The 17,873-nt window shown below is 66.7% G+C and carries 13 protein-coding genes; 10 read left to right on the top strand and 3 right to left on the bottom strand.

The annotated features are described in order from the left end of the window. Nucleotides 1-82 precede the first annotated feature (82 nt). From AC3CD9_RS14685 to AC3CD9_RS14670, 4 genes are all read left to right on the top strand, one after another. Nucleotides 83-1,978: an MOSC domain-containing protein gene (locus tag AC3CD9_RS14685; protein ID WP_488364655.1), complete on the top strand. Its 1,896-nt coding sequence runs from the start codon at nt 83-85 to the stop codon at nt 1,976-1,978. A gap of 136 nt (nt 1,979-2,114) precedes the next feature. Continuing rightward, complete coding sequence (locus tag AC3CD9_RS14680) at nt 2,115-4,040, top strand: sensor histidine kinase (protein WP_488364653.1); 1,926 nt, start codon at nt 2,115-2,117, stop codon at nt 4,038-4,040. A gap of 111 nt (nt 4,041-4,151) precedes the next feature. Further along, the gene (locus AC3CD9_RS14675; protein ID WP_101547022.1) at nt 4,152-4,886 is read left to right on the top strand and encodes a response regulator; all 735 of its coding nucleotides are present in this window, start codon (nt 4,152-4,154) and stop codon (nt 4,884-4,886) included. 223 nt (nt 4,887-5,109) lie between these two features. Beyond that, nucleotides 5,110-7,071, top strand: coding sequence for a penicillin-binding transpeptidase domain-containing protein (locus AC3CD9_RS14670; RefSeq protein WP_488364652.1), 1,962 nt, complete (start codon nt 5,110-5,112; stop codon nt 7,069-7,071). 94 nt (nt 7,072-7,165) lie between these two features. Here AC3CD9_RS14670 and AC3CD9_RS14665 read toward each other — a convergent pair whose 3' ends face one another. Next, nucleotides 7,166-8,767, bottom strand: coding sequence for a succinic semialdehyde dehydrogenase (locus AC3CD9_RS14665; RefSeq protein WP_488364651.1), 1,602 nt, complete (start codon nt 8,765-8,767; stop codon nt 7,166-7,168). Nucleotides 8,768-8,816: 49 nt separating this feature from the next. Here AC3CD9_RS14665 and AC3CD9_RS14660 point away from each other — a divergent pair, with 49 nt between their 5' ends. Further along, a complete protein-coding gene (locus AC3CD9_RS14660; RefSeq protein WP_488364650.1) occupies nt 8,817-10,079 on the top strand; it encodes an amino acid deaminase/aldolase in 1,263 nt (420 codons plus the stop codon). Then, entirely contained in the window at nt 10,076-11,512 is a 1,437-nt protein-coding gene (locus tag AC3CD9_RS14655; RefSeq protein WP_488364648.1) for a D-arabinono-1,4-lactone oxidase, read from the top strand. Before AC3CD9_RS14660 ends, AC3CD9_RS14655 begins: the two co-directional genes overlap by 4 nt. A gap of 68 nt (nt 11,513-11,580) precedes the next feature. Here the strand turns inward: AC3CD9_RS14655 and AC3CD9_RS14650 are convergent, their stop codons facing one another. Next, the gene (locus AC3CD9_RS14650; RefSeq protein ID WP_488364647.1) at nt 11,581-12,465 is read right to left on the bottom strand and encodes an alpha/beta hydrolase family protein; all 885 of its coding nucleotides are present in this window, start codon (nt 12,463-12,465) and stop codon (nt 11,581-11,583) included. 235 nt (nt 12,466-12,700) lie between these two features. Between AC3CD9_RS14650 and AC3CD9_RS14645 the strand changes: the two genes are divergently transcribed. Both AC3CD9_RS14645 and AC3CD9_RS14640 read left to right on the top strand, forming a co-directional pair. Next, on the top strand, nt 12,701-14,080 hold the full coding sequence (locus AC3CD9_RS14645; RefSeq protein WP_488364646.1) for an MFS transporter: 1,380 nt from the start codon (nt 12,701-12,703) through the stop codon (nt 14,078-14,080). 154 nt (nt 14,081-14,234) lie between these two features. After that, complete coding sequence (locus AC3CD9_RS14640) at nt 14,235-15,041, top strand: transcriptional regulator (RefSeq protein WP_488364645.1); 807 nt, start codon at nt 14,235-14,237, stop codon at nt 15,039-15,041. A 162-nt stretch (nt 15,042-15,203) separates the two neighbouring features. Here AC3CD9_RS14640 and purB read toward each other — a convergent pair whose 3' ends face one another. Beyond that, entirely contained in the window at nt 15,204-16,637 is a 1,434-nt protein-coding gene (gene purB, locus AC3CD9_RS14635; protein WP_488364644.1) for an adenylosuccinate lyase, read from the bottom strand. A 251-nt stretch (nt 16,638-16,888) separates the two neighbouring features. Here purB and AC3CD9_RS14630 point away from each other — a divergent pair, with 251 nt between their 5' ends. Both AC3CD9_RS14630 and AC3CD9_RS14625 read left to right on the top strand, forming a co-directional pair. After that, nucleotides 16,889-17,134, top strand: a complete 246-nt coding sequence (locus tag AC3CD9_RS14630) for a hypothetical protein (protein WP_139467459.1) — start codon at nt 16,889-16,891, stop codon at nt 17,132-17,134. Beyond that, nucleotides 17,131-17,841: a hypothetical protein gene (locus AC3CD9_RS14625; protein WP_488364642.1), complete on the top strand. Its 711-nt coding sequence runs from the start codon at nt 17,131-17,133 to the stop codon at nt 17,839-17,841. The genes AC3CD9_RS14630 and AC3CD9_RS14625 overlap by 4 nt, the downstream gene beginning before the upstream one ends. Nucleotides 17,842-17,873: the final 32 nt, after the last annotated feature.

The following is a 17,873-nucleotide window of genomic DNA, read 5'->3' as shown; positions in this document are numbered from 1 at the left end:
TCAAGGTCGATCCTCGCCGAGGCGGCTGTGCGTTTGCTCTCACCCTGACCCTGACGTGTTCTCCGGCTCCTACAATCGAATTATGCGTGCTGCCAGACTGTTCCGGTTCCCGGTCAAGGGATTCCCCGCCGAGGAGCTCACCGAGGCCCGAGTGGTCAAGGACCGCGGAATCCGCGGCGACCGGATCGCGGCGTTCACTAATGGCAGCCTCGACGTCCCCGCCGACGCTTGGCACTCGTACTCCGCCTTCACCGTGCTCAAGAACGACACCGACCTGCAGAAATGGCAGGTCGCAACGACCCTCCCCGAGGCGGTCGGCACCGAATCCGCAACCGCACCTGAATCGGATGGCCGCAGCGCCACCGCCGAGGCGGTCGACGATATTCCCGCGACCGTGACCCTCACGGCCCCGACGGGGGAGTCGACGACCTTCTCCACGAACGACGAAGAGGGCCGGGCCGCCTCGGCGAAGTTCCTCTCCGAGCGGATACCCCCTCAGGGTACATTCCCGCGCTGTCTGGCCGTCGCCGATCAGGGGATGTTCGACTCGCGGCGCTCCGGAATCTCGCTCATCAACCCCGCCACGGTCGCCGCGATCGCCGATACCGACGAGGGCCGCGCGGCCCTCGGGCTGAGCGCGGAGGAGGCGGAACGCACAGGCTCCGGCACGGGCGGCCCGGCCACTTCCGCGGCCGAGCTCGACCCGCTGCGGTTCCGCGGCAACATCCTCGTCGACGGACTCGCCCCGTTCGAGGAGTTCGCGCTCATCGGTTCGATCATCCGCCTCGGCGGCGTGCGCCTGGCGATCCGTTCGACGATCGAACGCTGCCCGGCGACGACCGTCAACCCGACGACCACCGAGGTCGACGTCAACGTCCTACGCCTGCTCAACTCCGCCTGCGGGCATCTGCACTGCGGAATCTACGGGCAGATCCTCGAGACCGGTGATGTCACGGCCGGCGACGAGATCACGGTCGAAGGCCCGGCCCCGCGCGAACTGGTCAAGGTCGCACGAACTCCGCGGTTCATGACCGTCGTCGGCCGCCGGCAGATCTGCAACGACATCGTCGAGGTGGCCCTGCGCGACGACCTCGGCTGGATCCGCGAATTCGACGAACCGGGCACGAACCTGCGCGTCCATCTCGACCTCGGCGCACCGTTCTGGCGGACCTATACGATCACCGACGTCGACGACGACATCGTCCGCATCGCCGTGCGCACCCAAGGCAAGGGCTCCCGCGCCGTGGCTTCGCTGGACGAGGGACAGCGGATCCTCACCTCCGGCCCGCACGGAACCATGACCGCCTCCCGAGTCTTCGGCGGCACAACGGCCCTGATCACCGCGGGAATCGGCATCACCCCGAGCCTCGGACTGCTGCGCAGCGATGGGCTGGCCGACCTGCCCGCCACCGACCGGATCCGACTCGTCCACGTCGACCGCGACCACCGCACCGCCTGCCTGTGGAACCGGCTGCAGGACCGTGCCCACTCGGGTGCCGTGCCCGTCGAGACCCACCACCGCGACACCGCGACGGCCGGTCGACCCGGCCATAGGGAGCTCGTCGACTGGGTGGCCGGCTGCGACAACGTCATGGTCTGCGGACCCCGCGACTTCACGGCGGCCGTGCTCGCCGCCGCTGACGAGGCCGGCGTTCCCGCCGTCCACCAGGAGACCTTCGCCTCTCCGAACACGGGGATGAGCGACGCCATCGCCGCGTGCTCGCCCGCCGAGGTGACACTGGAGGAATCGGGCACGAGCTTCGTCTGGCAGCCGCAGGAAGGCACCCTGCTCGAGTCCTTGGAAGCGCGCGGATTCCGCTCGCCGAGCTCCTGCCGAGGCGGATCCTGCGGAACCTGTTCGGTGTCCCTGGCCGCCGGGTCCGTGCTCTACCCGATCGAACCCGCCGCCCGCGTCGAGAGCGACGAGGTGCTCGTGTGCTCCGCGGTCCCCGCCGGACCCATCAGTCTGGCCCTCTGAACCCGGCAGGCTGACCGGCCGGAATGGCGCGGCTGACCGACTAGGCAGACTGACCCAGCAGGCCCTCTGAACCCGCCGAATGAGCTGCCGGCCCGATCAGACAGACGGCGGCTGGGCGGGTGGCACAATGGATTCCATGCCGAAGAAGAAGCGCACCGTGCTGTCGAAGGGGCCCGCCGGACCGGTGGGTCGCCTGAGTCGGTGGGTCCGCCTCTCCGCGGCCGGGCGGATCATGTTCGCGAACTCGATCATGCTCGTGGGCATCATGGTGCTCACGACGAGTCTGCTCTACCTCCAGCTCTCCCAGCTCAACACGAAGCGCGAACAGGACCTGCTGCGGTCGGCCGCGGACAACATCTCGATGTCACTGGGCCTCGTCGGCACCGGTGACGTCGGCCAGGACGACTACCTCGACTCCGAATCCCGCGACGACGTTCAGACGCTGCTGAACAACGTCATCAGCCAATACGGCTTCGACATCGCCGCGGTCGTGCCCATCGACTTCCTGCTCACCCCGCCGACCCTGGGCTCACCCGGACGCCAGCAGGCGCTGGAAGCGAAGACCGCCTCGGCGGATTCCGGGAAGATCCCCGAGGACTCCATCGACCAACTGGCCCAGGCCGTCGACGGACAGGCCCTGCAGAATGGCAGGTCGACCGTGCGCTTCATCAACGACGGCGGCCCGGCCGACGGCACCATGTACGTCGTCACCCCGGTCTATGCCGAACACGTCGGCGTCGACGGACTGAGGTCGGACACCGTGGTCGGGGCCGTCATCGTCGGCAGCTCCGCCGATTCGGTCCGCGAAGGCTTCCTGGCGCAGGGCAAATGGCTCATCGGCATCGCCGTCCTCACCCTCATCCTCGGCATCGGTTCGTCCTGGGTGACATCGCGGGGACTGCGCCGGGTCACCGGTGACTACGGTGCCGACGAGCTGCGCAGCATGCTCGATTTCTACTCCTCCGTGCTCACGGCCGTCTCCGAAGGACTGCTGCTCGTCGACCGAACCCGCGGGATCGTGCTCATCAACACCGAGGCCCGGGAACTGCTGGGCATGCCGCTCGCCGGCAACGATGCGGACTCGGGCCCCACCTCGGCGGAGGAGATGCCGCTGCGCGAACTCGACCTGCCCGAGGCGCTGCACGATCTGCTCGCTTCCGGACGGTGGGCTCGGGACGAGATCCACTACACCGACGACCGCGTCCTCGTCGTCAATCAGCAGCCCACCGAGGCGGCCAGCGACACGTGGGTCGTGACCATGCGCGATCACACTGAGCTGGCCGAACTCTCCGGCGAACTCGTCTCCGTGCGCTCCTTCTCCGATTCCCTGCGCGCGCAGACCCACGAATACGCGAACCGGCTGCACATGGTCGTGTCCCTGCTCGAGACCGGGCACGTCGACGAGGCCATCGACTTCGCCGCCAAGGACATCGACGATCTCAACCGGGTCAACGGTGACGGGTCGATGACCTTCGACCATCCCGTCCTCTCGGCCCTGCTGCTGTCGAAGATCGCCCAAGCCGCCGAGGCGGGCATCGAGATGACGGTGGACACCGCGGACCTCACGGGCAACCTCGGCGGGGATGATCGCGACCTCGCAACGATCCTCGGCAACCTCGTCGACAATGCCTTCGACGCCCTGAGCAGGCAGGACGTACTGCCCGAGGACAAAAGAGTCCACGTCGAGCTCTCCGGCTCCGGCGGTCCCGGCGGATTCACGATCGAGGTCAGCGATGACGGTCCGGGCATCGACGAGGAATACCTCGACGCGATCTTCGAGCGCGGCTGGTCGACGAAGCACGACGGCGTCGAGACCGACGAGGGACAGGGTCGCCAGCAGACGGGCACCCGCGGGGTCGGGCTGTCCCTGGTCGTGCAGGCGATCCGCCGCCTCGGGGGAGCCGTCGACGTGCAGGGCCGCGGGGAGGACTGCGACCGATTCAAGGGCGCAGTGCTCACGGTCTGGCTGCCCGACCCGGGGAATGCGGGTCAGACCGGGGCAGGTCAGACCGGGGCAGGCCAGTCGGGTTCCGGACCGTCCGGCGACGGGCAGGTCGGATAGGGCGGGTGATCGCCGGTGATGTCGGCACCGCTCAGGTGGACCGGAACCGGATGTGACGGGACTGCAACACGATCCGGGACGCTGTCAAACGGGTGAAGATAGACTGGCGGCATGTCGGACACAACTGCGCCTGAATCGAGCATCGGTGTGCTCGTCGTCGAGGATGAGGTGGTCGCCGCCCGTGCTCACGCGAAGTACATCGACCGCATCGACGGCTATCATGTCGCCGGAGTGGCGAAGAATGCCACTCAGGCGATGGCTGCTCTCACGGGACAGATCTACGGCCTCGATCCCTCCGGCGTCCATCTCGTCCTCCTCGATATGAACCTGCCCGACGGGCATGGGCTGCAGGTCTGCCGCGCTATCCGCGGCCAACGCGTCGACGTCGACATCATCGCGGTCACCGCTGCCCGGGATATGCAGATCGTGCAGGAAGCTCTGTCCTACGGCGTCGCCCAGTACATCATCAAGCCGTTCACCTTCCCCGTCTTCAAATCCAAACTCGAGGCGTATTCGTCCTTCCGCAACCGCCTCGGCGGGGATTCGAACGACGGCGAGGTCACCCAGACCGAGGTCGACAAAGCGATCTCGGCACTGCGCACGCACACCGTGGCGGCGACCGCGAAGGGCGTGCCCGATGCGGTCCAGGCCGAGGTGAAGAGCCTGCTCAATGAGAATCCCGGCCAGTCTGCCGCAGAGCTGGCCGAAGGCCTCGGGGTCTCGCGAGTCACCGCTCGTCGCTACCTCGAATCCATGGCCGACGCCGGCATGCTCGAACGCCGCCCCCGATACGGTTCGGCCGGTCGTCCCGTTCTCGAATACACAGTCGTCCCCGACGCCGGCTGACCGCGGATTACGTGCGCGAGCAGCCGACCGTGACCGACGCCGCGGGCTGATCGCTCTGTCACCGCGCCCGTGACCAACGCCGCAAGCATTGTTGGGTCGATCCGCGGCGTTCTGAACGCCGAAACCGCCGTGGATCGACCCAACAATCGGTCATGGGCCGACGTGTCGGTAGTTTCGGCGCAGAGCGATGGACATCGGGCGAACCCCGGTAGAGGATGGTTCCATGTCGAAGAAGTCCCGGGTCTGGCTGGCCATCGCCCTCGTCCTCGTGCTGCTCGCCGGAGCCGGAGTCTTCGCGCTCTTCCGGCTGCCGATGACGAAATCCTCCGCCGCCGAGGCAGCCGCCCACGACCTCGCCGAAGAACAGCTGAGCTCGGACATCTGGCATGAGAAGGACCTCGCTCAAGGACTGTTCGACCGCGTCACGAAGGCATTGGGTAAGAGAGTCGACCTGCGGTCGGTCACCGTCGACGACATCATCGAGGCCGACGGCCGAACCCTGGCCACACTCGATTGGACGTGGGCGAACAACGACGGAGAGGCCTGGGAATACAGTTCGCAGCTGCCCCTGGAGAAGAACGGGCTCTTCTGGTGGGCGGACCTCTCGGAGAAGGCCATCCACCCGAAGCTCGGCAAGGGCGGCAGCTTCGCACTGCGCGCGAATCCCGGCGGACGCGGGAAGATCCTCGGCGCCGACGATGAAGTGCTCATGGAGGAGGGGAAGGTCGTCGACATCGGCGTCCACCCGAACCGACTCGACCCCGACACCATCGGCCGACTCGTCAGCGGACTCAACGACGGCGTCGACTCCCTCGACCTCGACGCCGATGACCTCGAGAAGTCCGTCGATGACGCCGAAGGCAACCAGCTCGTGCCCGTCGTGACCCTGCGCGAAGACGACTACAAGTCGGTCAAGGACGCCATCCACGATCTGCCGGGAGTGCTGTTCACCGAGGATACCCAGACCCTGACCCGGTCCCGCGGGTTCGCCCAGGCCACCCTCGGTTCGGCCGGTCCCGCCAGCGCCGACGACATCGAGAAGTCCAAGGGGGAGATCATCGCCGGCGACATCGTCGGTCGCACCGGTCTGCAGAAGACCTTCAACTCCCGCCTCAGCGGACCGGGCAGCGTCGAAGTCTTCGCCAAGGGCGATTCGACGAACGACAAGGGCGGAAAGACGAAGCTGACGAGCCTGCACGCCTTCGAAGCGAAAGACGGCGAAGACGTCGAGACCACCCTCGACGTCGATATCCAGACCGCCGCGGACAAGGCGGCGGCGACCGCGAAGAAGCCGGCCGCCGTCGTCGCGATCCGCCCCAGCGACGGCCACGTGCTCGCCGTGGCCAACCACGACCCGGAAGGAGCGGCCTGGGACCGAGCGCTGAGCGGCCAGTACGCTCCCGGCTCGGTGTTCAAGATCGCTTCCGGTCTGGCACTCCTCGATTCTGGGGTTCGACCCGATGATGACATCGCCTGCCCGAAGACCGCGAACATCGGCGGCAAGAGCTTCAAGAACGCCGAAGACGAAGTGCTCGGCACCGTCAGCTTCGCCGACGACTTCGCCCACTCCTGCAACACCGCATTCGTCTCCTCCGGCGACAAGGTCACCGGCGACGAGGTGGCCGACGCAGCCGCCCAGCTCGGCATGCTCGGCGACGCCTCGGCCATCGGCGCGAAGATGGCCTCGGTGCCGGCCGACGATGACGAGGTCACCCACGCCGCCCAGATGATCGGTCAGGGCAAGGTGCAGTCGAGTCCGCTGGCCGTGGCGACGATGGCCGCCTCGGTGAAGGCGAGGGAGACCGTGGATCCGCAGCTCGTCCTCGGTGAGGCGCTCGACGAGGCGACGAACGGCGACGGAGGCCAGGGTGCAGGTAAGGGTAGCGGCGACGACAGCGACAGCGATGCCCCGACGCTCGACGCGGACGCGGCAAGGGAGATCTCGGAGATGATGCGAGCAGTCGTCACCGAGGGCACCGCCACCGATCTCAAGGACGTTCCTGGCGATCCCGTCCACGGGAAGACCGGAACGGCCGAATACGGCGACGAGACCCCGCCGCGCACCCATTCGTGGTTCGCCGGATTCCAAGGAGACCTGGCCGTGGCCGTGCTCGTCGAAGACGGCGGATTCGGCGCGGAGGCGGCCGTGCCGGTGGCGCACGAATTCTTCGACAACGTCAACTGAGTTCCACCGAGGCTGGGCCACCCAGGCGGCCCAACCGAGGGGAGTGACAACCGCAGTTCCCTGCAGTTGCCGCGCCTCGACTTAGACGTGCCCCCTACTTCATGCGCAGGGACCGCATGGCCTGCAGCGCCCCGGTCATGGCCTTCGCGAACTTCGCCTGATCGAGTGGCCCGGCCGGAGCGATCGGATGGAGGCGCTGTTCGGCGATCGTGTGCGAGTGCATGAACTGAAAGAGGCCCTCGGGTCCGTGCCGGTGGCCCATGCCCGAGGCCTTGACTCCGCCGGCCGGAGCGTCGATGGATCCCCAGCTGGCCGGGTATACCTCGTTGACGTTGACCATTCCGGCCTCGACCTGCCGCGCGATCTCCCGCCCGTGGGAGCGCGAGTACACCGATGCCGAGAGTCCGTAGTCGCTGTCATTGGCCGCAGCGATCGCCGCGGCATCGGACGGCACCGAATAGACGGAGACGACGGGTCCGAAGGTCTCCTCGCGATGCAGCTCCGCCGCCGCGGGAACATCCGTGAGCACGGTCGGGGCGTAGAAGTAAGGGCCGAGATCGGGCACCGGGTGTCCGCCGGCGAGAACCGTGGCACCGGCGCTGCGCGCCTGCTCGACATGGTTGGTGATCGTCTCGAGCTGCTTCGGTCCCGCCAAGGTGCCCATGTCCGGGCCGTACTCGAACGCGGAGCTGAGACGGTAGGCACGGGCCGCCTCGGCGAAATGGGCGCAGAAGGTCTCATAGAGGTCCTCGTGGACGTAGATGCGCTCGATGGAGATGCACAGCTGCCCGGCCGACGAGAACGAACCGCGTACGGCACCCTCGACGGCTTTCTCCAGGTCCGCATCGGCGGCCACGATCAGGGGGTTCTTGCCTCCGAGCTCGAGCGCGGCGGGGAGCAGACGCTGCCCCGCCTCGGCGGCGATCGACCGCCCAGCGGCCGTCGACCCGGTGAACGAGATTCCGTCGGCGCCGGCCATAAGCGCGGGTCCGACCTCGGCGGAGGGCCCGGGCACGAGCTGCCAGACCTCGGCGGGCAGGCCGGCGGCGATCGCCAGCCTGCGCATGAACACCGAGGTCAGCGTCGTCGTCGAATCGGGTTTGTGGACGACGGCGTTGCCGGCGGTCAGGGCCGCGAACAGGTCGGTCGCGCCCAGGGTCAGCGGGTAGTTCCACGGTGTGATGAAACCGATCACGCCCAGTGGGGTGCGCATGACCTCGGTGCGGGTGAGCACGGGGATGGCTCCGCGCCGACGTTCGGGGCGCAGATAGCGGGCGGCCATCACCCCGTAGTGGCGGAGCACATTGAAGGTATCGAGGATTTCGTCATAGGCGTGGATGCGGGCCTTGCCGGTCTCGTACTGGATGATGTCGAGGAGCAGATCCTCATTCCGGACCAGCGCGGAATGCAGTCGGGTGAGCACCTTCGCTCGGTGCTCGACCGACTGAGCGGCCCATGCGGGGCCTGCGATGCGTGCGGTGGCGTAGGCGGCCTCGATGTCGTCGGGAGTGTTCCGGGCGAACCGGTCGACCGCCTGGCCGGTGAACGGTTCGACTCCGCGCATCACCTCGCCCGAGCCGGAGGCGTCCGCGTACGGATCGGTGTCGAGGAAGTCCCGCAGCGCCGCGGTGACATGCGCGGATGGGGTCCCGGCAGCGTCTGCTTCGGAGGTGCGTGCGGTGGTCTCTGTACTCATCGGCTTCCTCTTTCTGTGACGTAGGTCATCGCAGGCTAGACTACCGAATATGGTTTCGAGTGATCTGCGGAGGGCGCTGAAGGGGACCGGCGCACCCACCGCCGTCCTCGATCTCGACGCCTTCGACGCGAACCTCGATGCCCTTGCCGAGCGGGCTCGCGGACTGCCGATCCGACTGGCCACGAAGTCGCTGCGCGTGCCTGCCGCCATCGACCGGGCGCTCGCCCATCCCGCATTTTCCGGGGTGCTCGCCTTTTCCGTCCCCGAGGCGCTGTTCCTCCACGCCCGCGGCGTCCGCGATATCGTGATCGGCTATCCCAGCCTCGACCGAGCTTCCCTGAGTCGGATGTTCGCCGAGGCGGGAGCGTGCACGAACATCACCCTGATGATCGATTCCGTGGACCACCTCGACATCATCGACGACGTCCGAGAGAACCTCGCCGAGGCGGGGCGGAAGTCCTCCTCGGACGGGACCGGTCCGCCAGGGGAGGGGAAGGACCTCGCCGAGGCGGGAGCCGCCTCGGTGCGGGTGTGCATCGATGTCGACTCCTCCTATCGACCTGCCGAATCCTGGTTGGGCGACCGCGTCCATATCGGGGCCAGGCGCTCGCCGATCCGTGACGGGCGAGCGGCCATTGCGCTTGCCCGGCAGGCCGCGGCGCGGCCCGGTTTCGACCTCGTCGGGATGATGTTCTACGAGGGGCAGATCGCCGGCACCGCCGATGCCGGACGCTCGGTGCGGCAGACGATCGTGCGCGCCATGCAGAAGGCCTCGATCGCCGAACTCGCCGAACGACGAGCAGCCGTCATCGCAGCAGTCCGCGAGGTCGCCGACCTCGAATTCGTCAACGGCGGCGGAACCGGCTCGTTCGAATCCAGCTCCGTCGAAGGCACTCTGACCGAACTCGCCGCCGGATCCGGTCTCTTCTCCCCAGGCCTCTTCGACGGCTATACGCACTTCCGGCATCGGCCGGCCGCATACTTCGTCACACCCGTCGTGCGCCGCCCTGCGCCCGGCTGGGTGACGGTCTTCAAAGGCGGATTCATCGCCTCGGGAGTTCCTGGTTCCGACCGGCTGCCGACCATCGCCTGGCCGCCGAGCCTCGAGTACTCCGGTCTCGAGGGTCCCGGCGAGGTGCAGACCCCACTCACCGGGCCCGGCACGGAAGTGCTGCGCATCGGGGATCTCGTGTGGTTCAGGCATGCGAAAGCAGGCGAGCTGGCCGAACATTTCAACGAATTCCTCGTCGTCTCGGGATCGACGATCATCGCCACCTGGTCGACTTACAGAGGAGAGGGACTGGTGCTGTGAGAGAAGTGCAGTCAGGGCGCGGCGAACGGATCGGTCACGGTGCGAAACGTGTCGCGGCGACGATTGCGGGCCGTGCATCGGGCAGATCTGCAGTGAATGGCCGGCACGCGTTCCGGAACTGGGCCGGGCACGTCCACGCACATCCGCACACCTTCTCAGGTCCCGCCTCGGCGGAGGAGCTAGCGGGAATCGTCACGGCCGCAGCGGCGGCCGGGGACCGTCTGCGGGTCGTCGGGGCCGGGCATTCCTTCACCCCCGTGGCCGCCGGCGATGACGTCATGGTCAGCCTCGACGGGCTGTCGGGGATCGTCGCCGTCGACGAGGCGGCCGGCCGGGTCAGCTTCCACGCCGGCACCCGGCTGCGGGACATTCCCGCACTCCTCGCACCCTTCGGCCTGGCCCTGGAGAACCAGGGTGACGTCAATCCGCAGGCCCTTGCCGGTGCGATCTCGACGAGCACACACGGCACCGGGATCGGGTTCACCGGGTTCGCCGGGACCGTCACCGGACTGAGCCTCATGGGCCCCGACGGCGAAGTCCGGGAGGTGTCGGCCGAGGCGGAACCGGAGGTCTTCGACCTCGCACGGGTCAGCCTCGGCGTCCTCGGAGTCATCACCGAGGTCGAACTCCAGTGCGTGCCGGCCTTCGACCTCATCGCCGAGGAGAAGGTCGCCGGATTCGACGAACTCCTCGACGGGCTGACCGAGCGGATGCGCGGGGCAGACCATTTCGAGTTCTACTGGTTCCCGCACACCGATTCGGTGCTGACGAAGACGAACACCCGGGTCGAGCCTGGGCAGGCCGGGCCGGGTCACCTCGCCGAGGCGGGGGTGCGCAACCGCTGGCTCAACCTCCTCGACAAAGAGGTGGTGGAGAACGGGGCGCTGCGACTGGCCGTCGAGCTCGGTGCCAAGGTCCCGGCCGTGGTGCCCTCGATCAATCGGATCGCTCAGTCCGTCGTGGCAGACCGGACGTACCGGGCGCCGGGTCACGATGTGTTCGTCACCCCACGGCGGGTGCGGTTCAACGAGATGGAATACGCGCTGCCCTTCGACTCCGGGTCCGAGGCGATTCGGGAGATCAGAGACGTCATCGAGGCCAAGGGGTGGGCGATCTCATTCCCCCTCGAGGTTCGGTGCGCCGCCGCCGATGATGTGCCGCTGTCGACGGCATCGGGGCGGGAGACGATGTACATCGCCGTCCACCGCTTCATCAAAGAAGACTTCGCCGAGTACTTCCGCGTCGTCGAGGAGATCCTGTGCCGCCACGGCGGCCGACCGCACTGGGGCAAGATCCACACTCGCACCGCCGCTGACCTGCACGAGCTCTATCCGCGATTCGCGGACTTCTGCGACCTGCGGACTCGACTGGATCCGGAGGCTATGTTCGGCAACCGCTTCACCGACTCGCTGTTCGGCGTCGCCCGCGGCTGAGGGGCGGTCAGTCGAAAAGTGGTCGCAAACGGACATTTCTGTGCGGACGGAAGATCTCCGGCAGTGACCTAGTCTTCGGCTGCTCGCGCGTCGAGCCAGTCGAGGATCTCCGGCCAGGCCGCCTCGGCGGTGGACCGGCGCATCAGGCCGTGATGTCCGATGCTGTTCACTCCGAGCTCCTCCGGAGCGAAGGTGCGACGAGTCACCGGGGCCAGTCGCAGCCGGTCGGTGATCGCATCGATGAACGCCTGTGTCGCCCAAGGATCGTCTGAGGTGCCGATGGCGAGCACAGGTGTGCGCAGCCGGGAGGCGCGCGCCTCGGCGTCGAAGCTCGGGTCATCGAAGAAGAAGTGGGGGCGGCGCAGCCATTTCGTCCACTCATAGAGAGCGGCAGCGGGAATGTCCTCACCAAGCCCCACTCGGCTGCCGGGCATGTACCCGAACACCCGAGTGATCGCTCTGCCGAAGACCCCGAGGCCGAATTCCACCCGAAACCGCTCGCTGCGGGGTGCGATTTGGCGCGCCGCCACCATCGCTGTGGCGACCGTGGCGATTCCGGACAGACGCTGACCGCCGTACCCCAGGAGCAGAGCGTGCCCGCCGACGCTGTGGCCCAACGCCGTATGCGGCAGATCAGGAAATCTCTCCTCTGCCCAGGCACCCGCTGCCGCCACATCTTCGGAGATCCAGTCGCGCATGCGGATGTGCCGATGGGCGCGAGCCTCCGTCCGATCGCCGACGCCGCGGAAGCCGTAGGTGATCACGGCGAACCCTCTTGCGGCGGCCGCCTCGGCGAAGGAGAAGTAGAAGCGTTCCGGAGTCGCGGTCGCCGGGTGGATCGTCAGCACCGCACGGGGGTCGGCCGTGGGGAGGAAGAGATGTCCCTCGAGTTCGCTGGATCCGTACCGGCTCGGCACCGGGATGCGTACGTCCTGCTTGAGAAGTGAGTCCATATCCTTCAGGGTAATCACCACGGCGTCAGTATGCTACTAGTCAGTAATATAATTCTGGCGCCGTCCTCTGCCGGCGGATTCGGCACCATCCTTGCCGACGTATTCGGCACCCGCCCACTGCAATCCCCGGCCTGCCCACTGCAATCCCCGGCCCGTCCCCGCCGCAATCATCGGCCGTATTCCACCGAAGTCCTTCGCGGGTTCCCATGTCCGAGCGTGCTGGTACGCTCAGGGAATGACCGCGTCGGATCGGAACCATCCCGCATCACCCACCCAGACGACCAGCCGCGAGCGGGAGAGAGGCCGGCGCAGGTCGATGTTCGTCGCCGCATTCGGCACCGTCGTCGAATGGTACGACTTCTCGATCTTCTTCTATGTCGCCACGACCCTCACGAAGGAGTTCTTCGGCGATCAGACGGATTCTCTGCTGCTGACCCTCGGGGTCGGTGCGGCCGGATTCCTCTTCCGGCCCTTGGGCGCGATGGTCTTCGGCCACCTCGGTGATCGGATCGGACGACGTTCCACGCTCATCATCTCCGCGGTCCTCATGGCGATCTCCATGCTCGGGATCGCGGTGATCCCGAACTACGACACGATCGGCATCTGGGCAGGCGTCCTCATGGTCGCCCTGCGCTGCCTGTCCGGATTCTCCGTCGGTGCGGAATACACGGGAATCATGGTCTTCCTCATGGAATCGGCGGGACCGGGAAAGCGCGGACTGGCCGCCAGCTGGGCTGCGGCCAACAGCGAAGTCGGCGCCCTCTTGGCGGTGGGATCCGGTGCGCTGCTGGCGAATACGCTCAGTCCCGAGGCAATGGATTCCTGGGGTTGGCGGCTGCTCTTCGTCCTCGGTGCTGTGCTCGCCATCCTCATGGTTCCGCTGCGGTCGATGATGGAGGAGACCGAGACCTTCAAACGGCTGCAGCAGGCGGAAAAGGAGAAGAAGGGCACGAAGGACACTGCTCTCGAACGCTCCCCGCTCATCACTGCGATCCTCGAACAGCCACGAGCGATCCTCGTGGCCTTCCTCATCTCCTCGATCGGCTCGGTCAGCTACTTCCTCAACATCACCTATGTGCCCACATACATCGAAGAGGTGGCGAAGGTCCCGAACTCCGGTTCCCTGGCCCTGGGCACAGTCGCGGCAGTCGTCGCCATCGTCGTCACCCCGTTCTTCGGCCTCGCCTCGGACAGATTCGGGCGCAAACCCGCCCTGGCCGTACTCATGGCTGTCTTCGTGTTCACGATCATCCCCGCATATGCTCTGCTGGGCGGCAGCTCCTCAAGTGGAGCGGTCTTCGGCGTTGCGTTCCTCGCAATTCCCGCGGCCGGGTGGAGCGCGGTGGCCGCCGCCATGGTGCCTGAGCAGTTCACCGGCACGAGCCGGTTCTCCGGCATGGCGATCGGCTACAACGTCGCCACCGTCCTCTTCGGCGGTCTCTCGCCGCTCATCGCCACGGCGCTGATGTCGTCGACCGGCATCACGCTGGCTCCGGCGATCTACGCGACCGTCATCATCGTCGTCGCCGGCGTTCCCACTTTGTTCCTCGCCCGCAGCATGGGGAAGAAGACCCTCGCCGAGGTGGACGCGGACAAGCATCTCGTGCCCGCTTGAGAACGTGGCCGGGGGCTGCGGCGGATCGGTGACAGGCGTTGCCGTTCTGCCACACTCTGCGCACATCTCGCGCTCGGTGAACTCATAGGTTGGTTTCAGAACACGCATTCGGGCGACCTGCTCCCGGGTGTGAGAGACCGATCAAGGAGTCATCATGAAACGCATGAAGCGTGCCACCTTCACCGCCGCGGCCCTGCTCAGCTGCACACTCGCCTTCTCGGGCTGCTCGCTCATCAGCCAGGCCGTCCAGCCCGAACAGGGCCAGACCGAAGAACAGTCGAACGCCGACGCTCAGGATCAGGGCAACCAGGATCAGAACGTTCAAGGTCAGGGCGACCAGAACGGCCAGGAATCGAGCGCCGACCAGAACGGCCAGGACCAGGCCGGACAGGACCAGACCGGCGGTCAGGACACGAGCTCCGATCAGTCGACTTCGAACTCCTCGTCATCGACCTCGTCGGCTGACGGGTCCACCGGTTCGGACTCGGGAGCGTCGTCCGGCAGCCAGGGACAGGTCAGCATCGGCGAAAGCTTCGAGGATCCGGAGATGCAGGACAAGATCGAGGTGCTCTCCGCTGTGCGGAACTTCGAGTCGTCCAAGAGGGCTTCGGCGATCGAACTCGGCGGCGAAGTCGTCCTCCTCGAAGTCAAGATCACCCCAGGGCAGAAGTACAGCGGACTCATCCAGTCCGGAGCATTCAAGATCTCCGAAGACGGCGGGGCGGACTACCGATACGACCAGACCGACGGCCTCGAAGCCGAAATGCGAGCTGCTGGCTACGAGCCCTTCGAAGACGTCCGACGTCGCGATGGCGGAACCCACCAGGGCTGGCTCGCGTATGTTCCGAACGAGAAGCAGGATGCTTACACGATCCGCTATGAACGCGGACCCGGCAAGGTGCTGGGAACCGACGAGAAGGTCCCGGAGTTCACGACGACCTTCGACATCCCCTCCGTCTGACTCTCGAGGCTGACTCGCGAGAGCGGCGGCTGCGAACCGCGAGCCATGTGGCCGCGACCCGCGAAGCCTGCGGCAGGGCGGCGTCGGCTGACCGGCGAAATGCGCGTCGAGGCCGGTCTCCGAATTCGGAGACCAGCCTCGACGCGTTGTCAGAGCCTGAGATCAGCCTTCGCTGAAGGCCTTCCAGTCCGAGACCTCGGACTCGGCGAGCTGAGCCGCGACACCGGTGTAGGTGGCAGGTGTCAGTGCCTTGAGCAGTTCGGCGCGCTCCTCGGGCAGCCCGAGACCGTCGACGAACGTCTGCAGATCGGTTTGGTTGATGCGCTTGCCGCGAGTGAGTTCTTTGAGCGTTTCGTACGGGTTGTCCATTCCCGGCACGCCCTGCAGTCCGGCGGCACGCATGACCGATTGGACGGCTTCACCGAGGACCTCCCAGTTTCCGTCGAGGTCGGCGGCCAGAGCCTCCTCGTTGATGGCAAGCGCACCGAGGCCCTTGACCAGGTTGTTGAGCGCGAGCACCGAGTGGCCGTAGGCGACACCGATGTTGCGCTGCGAGGTCGAGTCGGTGAGGTCGCGCTGCATCCGCGAGGTGATCAGCGTCGAGCCGAGGGAATCGAGCAGGGCGCAGGAGAGCTCGAGGTTCGCTTCGGCGTTCTCGAAGCGGATCGGGTTGACCTTGTGCGGCATCGTCGACGAACCGGTCGCACCGGCGACGGGGATCTGCTTGAAGTAGTTCATCGAGATATAGGTCCACATATCGGTGGCCAAGTTGTGTGCGATCCGGTTGAACCGAGCGATATCGGCGAACAGCTCGGAGTCCCAGTCGTGGGATTCGATCTGCGTGGTCAGAGAGTTGAAGGTCAGCCCGAGACGGTCTTCGACGAAGGTGCGGGCGATCTGCGGCCAATCCGCTCCCGGCACAGCGGCCAGATGGGCCGAATAGGTGCCCGTGGCGCCGTTGATCTTGCCGAGGAACTCGGTGGCGGCGATGCGTTCGTACTGACGGCGCAGGCGGTGGATGAAGACCGCGAGCTCCTTGCCCATCGTCGTCGGAGTGGCCGGCTGGCCGTGAGTGTGGGCGAGCATCGGAACTTCGGCCAGTTCCGCGGCGGACTCGGCGAGAGCGTCGATGAGGGCCTTCGCTCGCGGCAGCCACACCTGTTCGGTGGCACCCTTGATGCCCAACGCCCAGGACAGGTTGTTGATGTCTTCGGACGTGCAGCAGAAGTGGACGAGCTCGCCGAGGTCCTCGGCGCCGATCGTCACTAGGGCTTCTTTGATTGTGTATTCGACGGCCTTGACGTCATGGACGGTGACGGCTTCATGAGCGGCCAGCGTGGCGATGGTGTCGGCGTCGAAGTCGTCGGCGAAGGCACGCAGTCCGTCGACCTCATCGGGGGTGAGGGTGCGAACGCCCTCGATCACCGAGTTCTGTGCGAGGTGGATGAACCATTCGATCTCAACGATGATGCGGTTGCGGTTGAGCGCCGCCTCGGAGAGATGATCGACGAGGTCAGCGGTGTCTTTGCGGTAGCGACCATCTAGCGGTCCGAGAGCGATGGCGGGCGAGATTTCGGCAAGGGAAACAGTCGGCATGTCCTCATTTTCTCATGAGCGGCGAATCGGAGCGGCACCCGTCCGCGCCGACCGATCGCCAGGCGCCGGCGGAGGACGGGACTCGAGCATCGCCCCTTGTGGATTCGGTGGTGACTTCGACATCTGTGCCCTGTGGATGCTCAAGTCTCTTCCCCAGCCCTGAAATCGAGGCTTCCGCGCTCGAAGCGCTGCCTCCTACGGTCGAGTGAATCGGGCACGGATGCCGAACAGGCAGGCGGGAGGGCAGAGGCATGATCACTGACGAATTGGAGCGCAATCGCGAGCAGTGGAGACGGCGAGCGGAGGTGCTGCACTCCCTGGCGCAGAGCTGCCGACAGATCGACGGGTGGGATTCCCCGGCGGGCGCGCTGCTCGATGACCGCGTGGCCTCGTGCGCAGAATCGATCGACAAGCTGGGTGAGAGGGCGGAGAAGCTCGCCGAGGCGTATGACCTCCACCTGCAGGTCGTGTCGGTGGGCGGGCGGATCCAGCTGTGAACACTCACCCCGCCGAACGTGAGGGCGCCGGCATCGACAGTTGGATCGTCGTCGACCTCGACCGGATCAGCAAGCTGCCCGAACGGCTGCGTCGTCTCTGGCCGCCCGATCTGCTCCCTCACCGGGTCGACCGGGACTCCCGAGCCGCCTCGGCGGAGGAGGAGATCTCCGGCGCAGGTTCGCGGACTGCGGCCGCAACCTCGGGAATGGGCGAGGGCAGCGGGGGCGCGAAACGGGACCTCGATGTGCTCACCGCATGGCTGCGCGGCTTCGCCTCCGAACTCAACCGGGCGCGCACGCGCATCAGCGTCGTCGTGTCATCGGGAGTCGAAACCGTCCACCTGGCACTGTGCCTGGGGCCGGGCATCGCGCATGCGATCCTCGCGCTGCAGGGGGAGGGACTCGAAGACTTCGCGCGGCACCAGCTGCTGCGCCGGATCGAACCGGGACGGATCGGGCACGTCGTCGAGGATCTCACCGAGCTCGTCGACCAGGACTGTGTGCTCACGCTCAGCTGGGCGTCCGGACGGGGTGCGACAGGACTGGAATTCCTCCGCCGAGAGGGCGGGACATGGTACCGGCCGGTCATCGAGCGCGCCGGCGATTCCGTCACCGTCGACGATGAAGTCGACGCCGGCGAATCAGCGGTGCGAAAGCTGCTGAGCGCCGTGCTCACGCGGACGCTGACGGCAGGAACTCCGAGTTGACGGCGACAGCACTGACGGCGACAGCGGCTGAG

It is taken from the genome of Brevibacterium sp. MGP-B1, from assembly GCF_057766545.1.
Note: the sequence above shows the minus strand (reverse complement) of the source record. Positions and strands in the feature narration are given on the sequence as shown.

Bases quoted from the DNA above. Each gene is read 5' to 3' on its own strand.
- AC3CD9_RS14685 (WP_488364655.1), top strand. From the start codon at position 83: ATGCGTGCTGCCAGACTGTTCCGGTTCCCGGTCAAGGGATTCCCCGCC.
- AC3CD9_RS14680 (WP_488364653.1), top strand. From the start codon at position 2,115: ATGCCGAAGAAGAAGCGCACCGTGCTGTCGAAGGGGCCCGCCGGACCG.
- AC3CD9_RS14675 (WP_101547022.1), top strand. From the start codon at position 4,152: ATGTCGGACACAACTGCGCCTGAATCGAGCATCGGTGTGCTCGTCGTC.
- AC3CD9_RS14670 (WP_488364652.1), top strand. From the start codon at position 5,110: ATGTCGAAGAAGTCCCGGGTCTGGCTGGCCATCGCCCTCGTCCTCGTG.
- AC3CD9_RS14665 (WP_488364651.1), bottom strand. From the start codon at position 8,767: ATGAGTACAGAGACCACCGCACGCACCTCCGAAGCAGACGCTGCCGGG.
- AC3CD9_RS14660 (WP_488364650.1), top strand. From the start codon at position 8,817: ATGGTTTCGAGTGATCTGCGGAGGGCGCTGAAGGGGACCGGCGCACCC.
- AC3CD9_RS14650 (WP_488364647.1), bottom strand. From the start codon at position 12,465: ATGGACTCACTTCTCAAGCAGGACGTACGCATCCCGGTGCCGAGCCGG.
- AC3CD9_RS14645 (WP_488364646.1), top strand. From the start codon at position 12,701: ATGACCGCGTCGGATCGGAACCATCCCGCATCACCCACCCAGACGACC.
- AC3CD9_RS14640 (WP_488364645.1), top strand. From the start codon at position 14,235: ATGAAACGCATGAAGCGTGCCACCTTCACCGCCGCGGCCCTGCTCAGC.
- purB (WP_488364644.1), bottom strand. From the start codon at position 16,637: ATGCCGACTGTTTCCCTTGCCGAAATCTCGCCCGCCATCGCTCTCGGA.
- AC3CD9_RS14630 (WP_139467459.1), top strand. From the start codon at position 16,889: ATGATCACTGACGAATTGGAGCGCAATCGCGAGCAGTGGAGACGGCGA.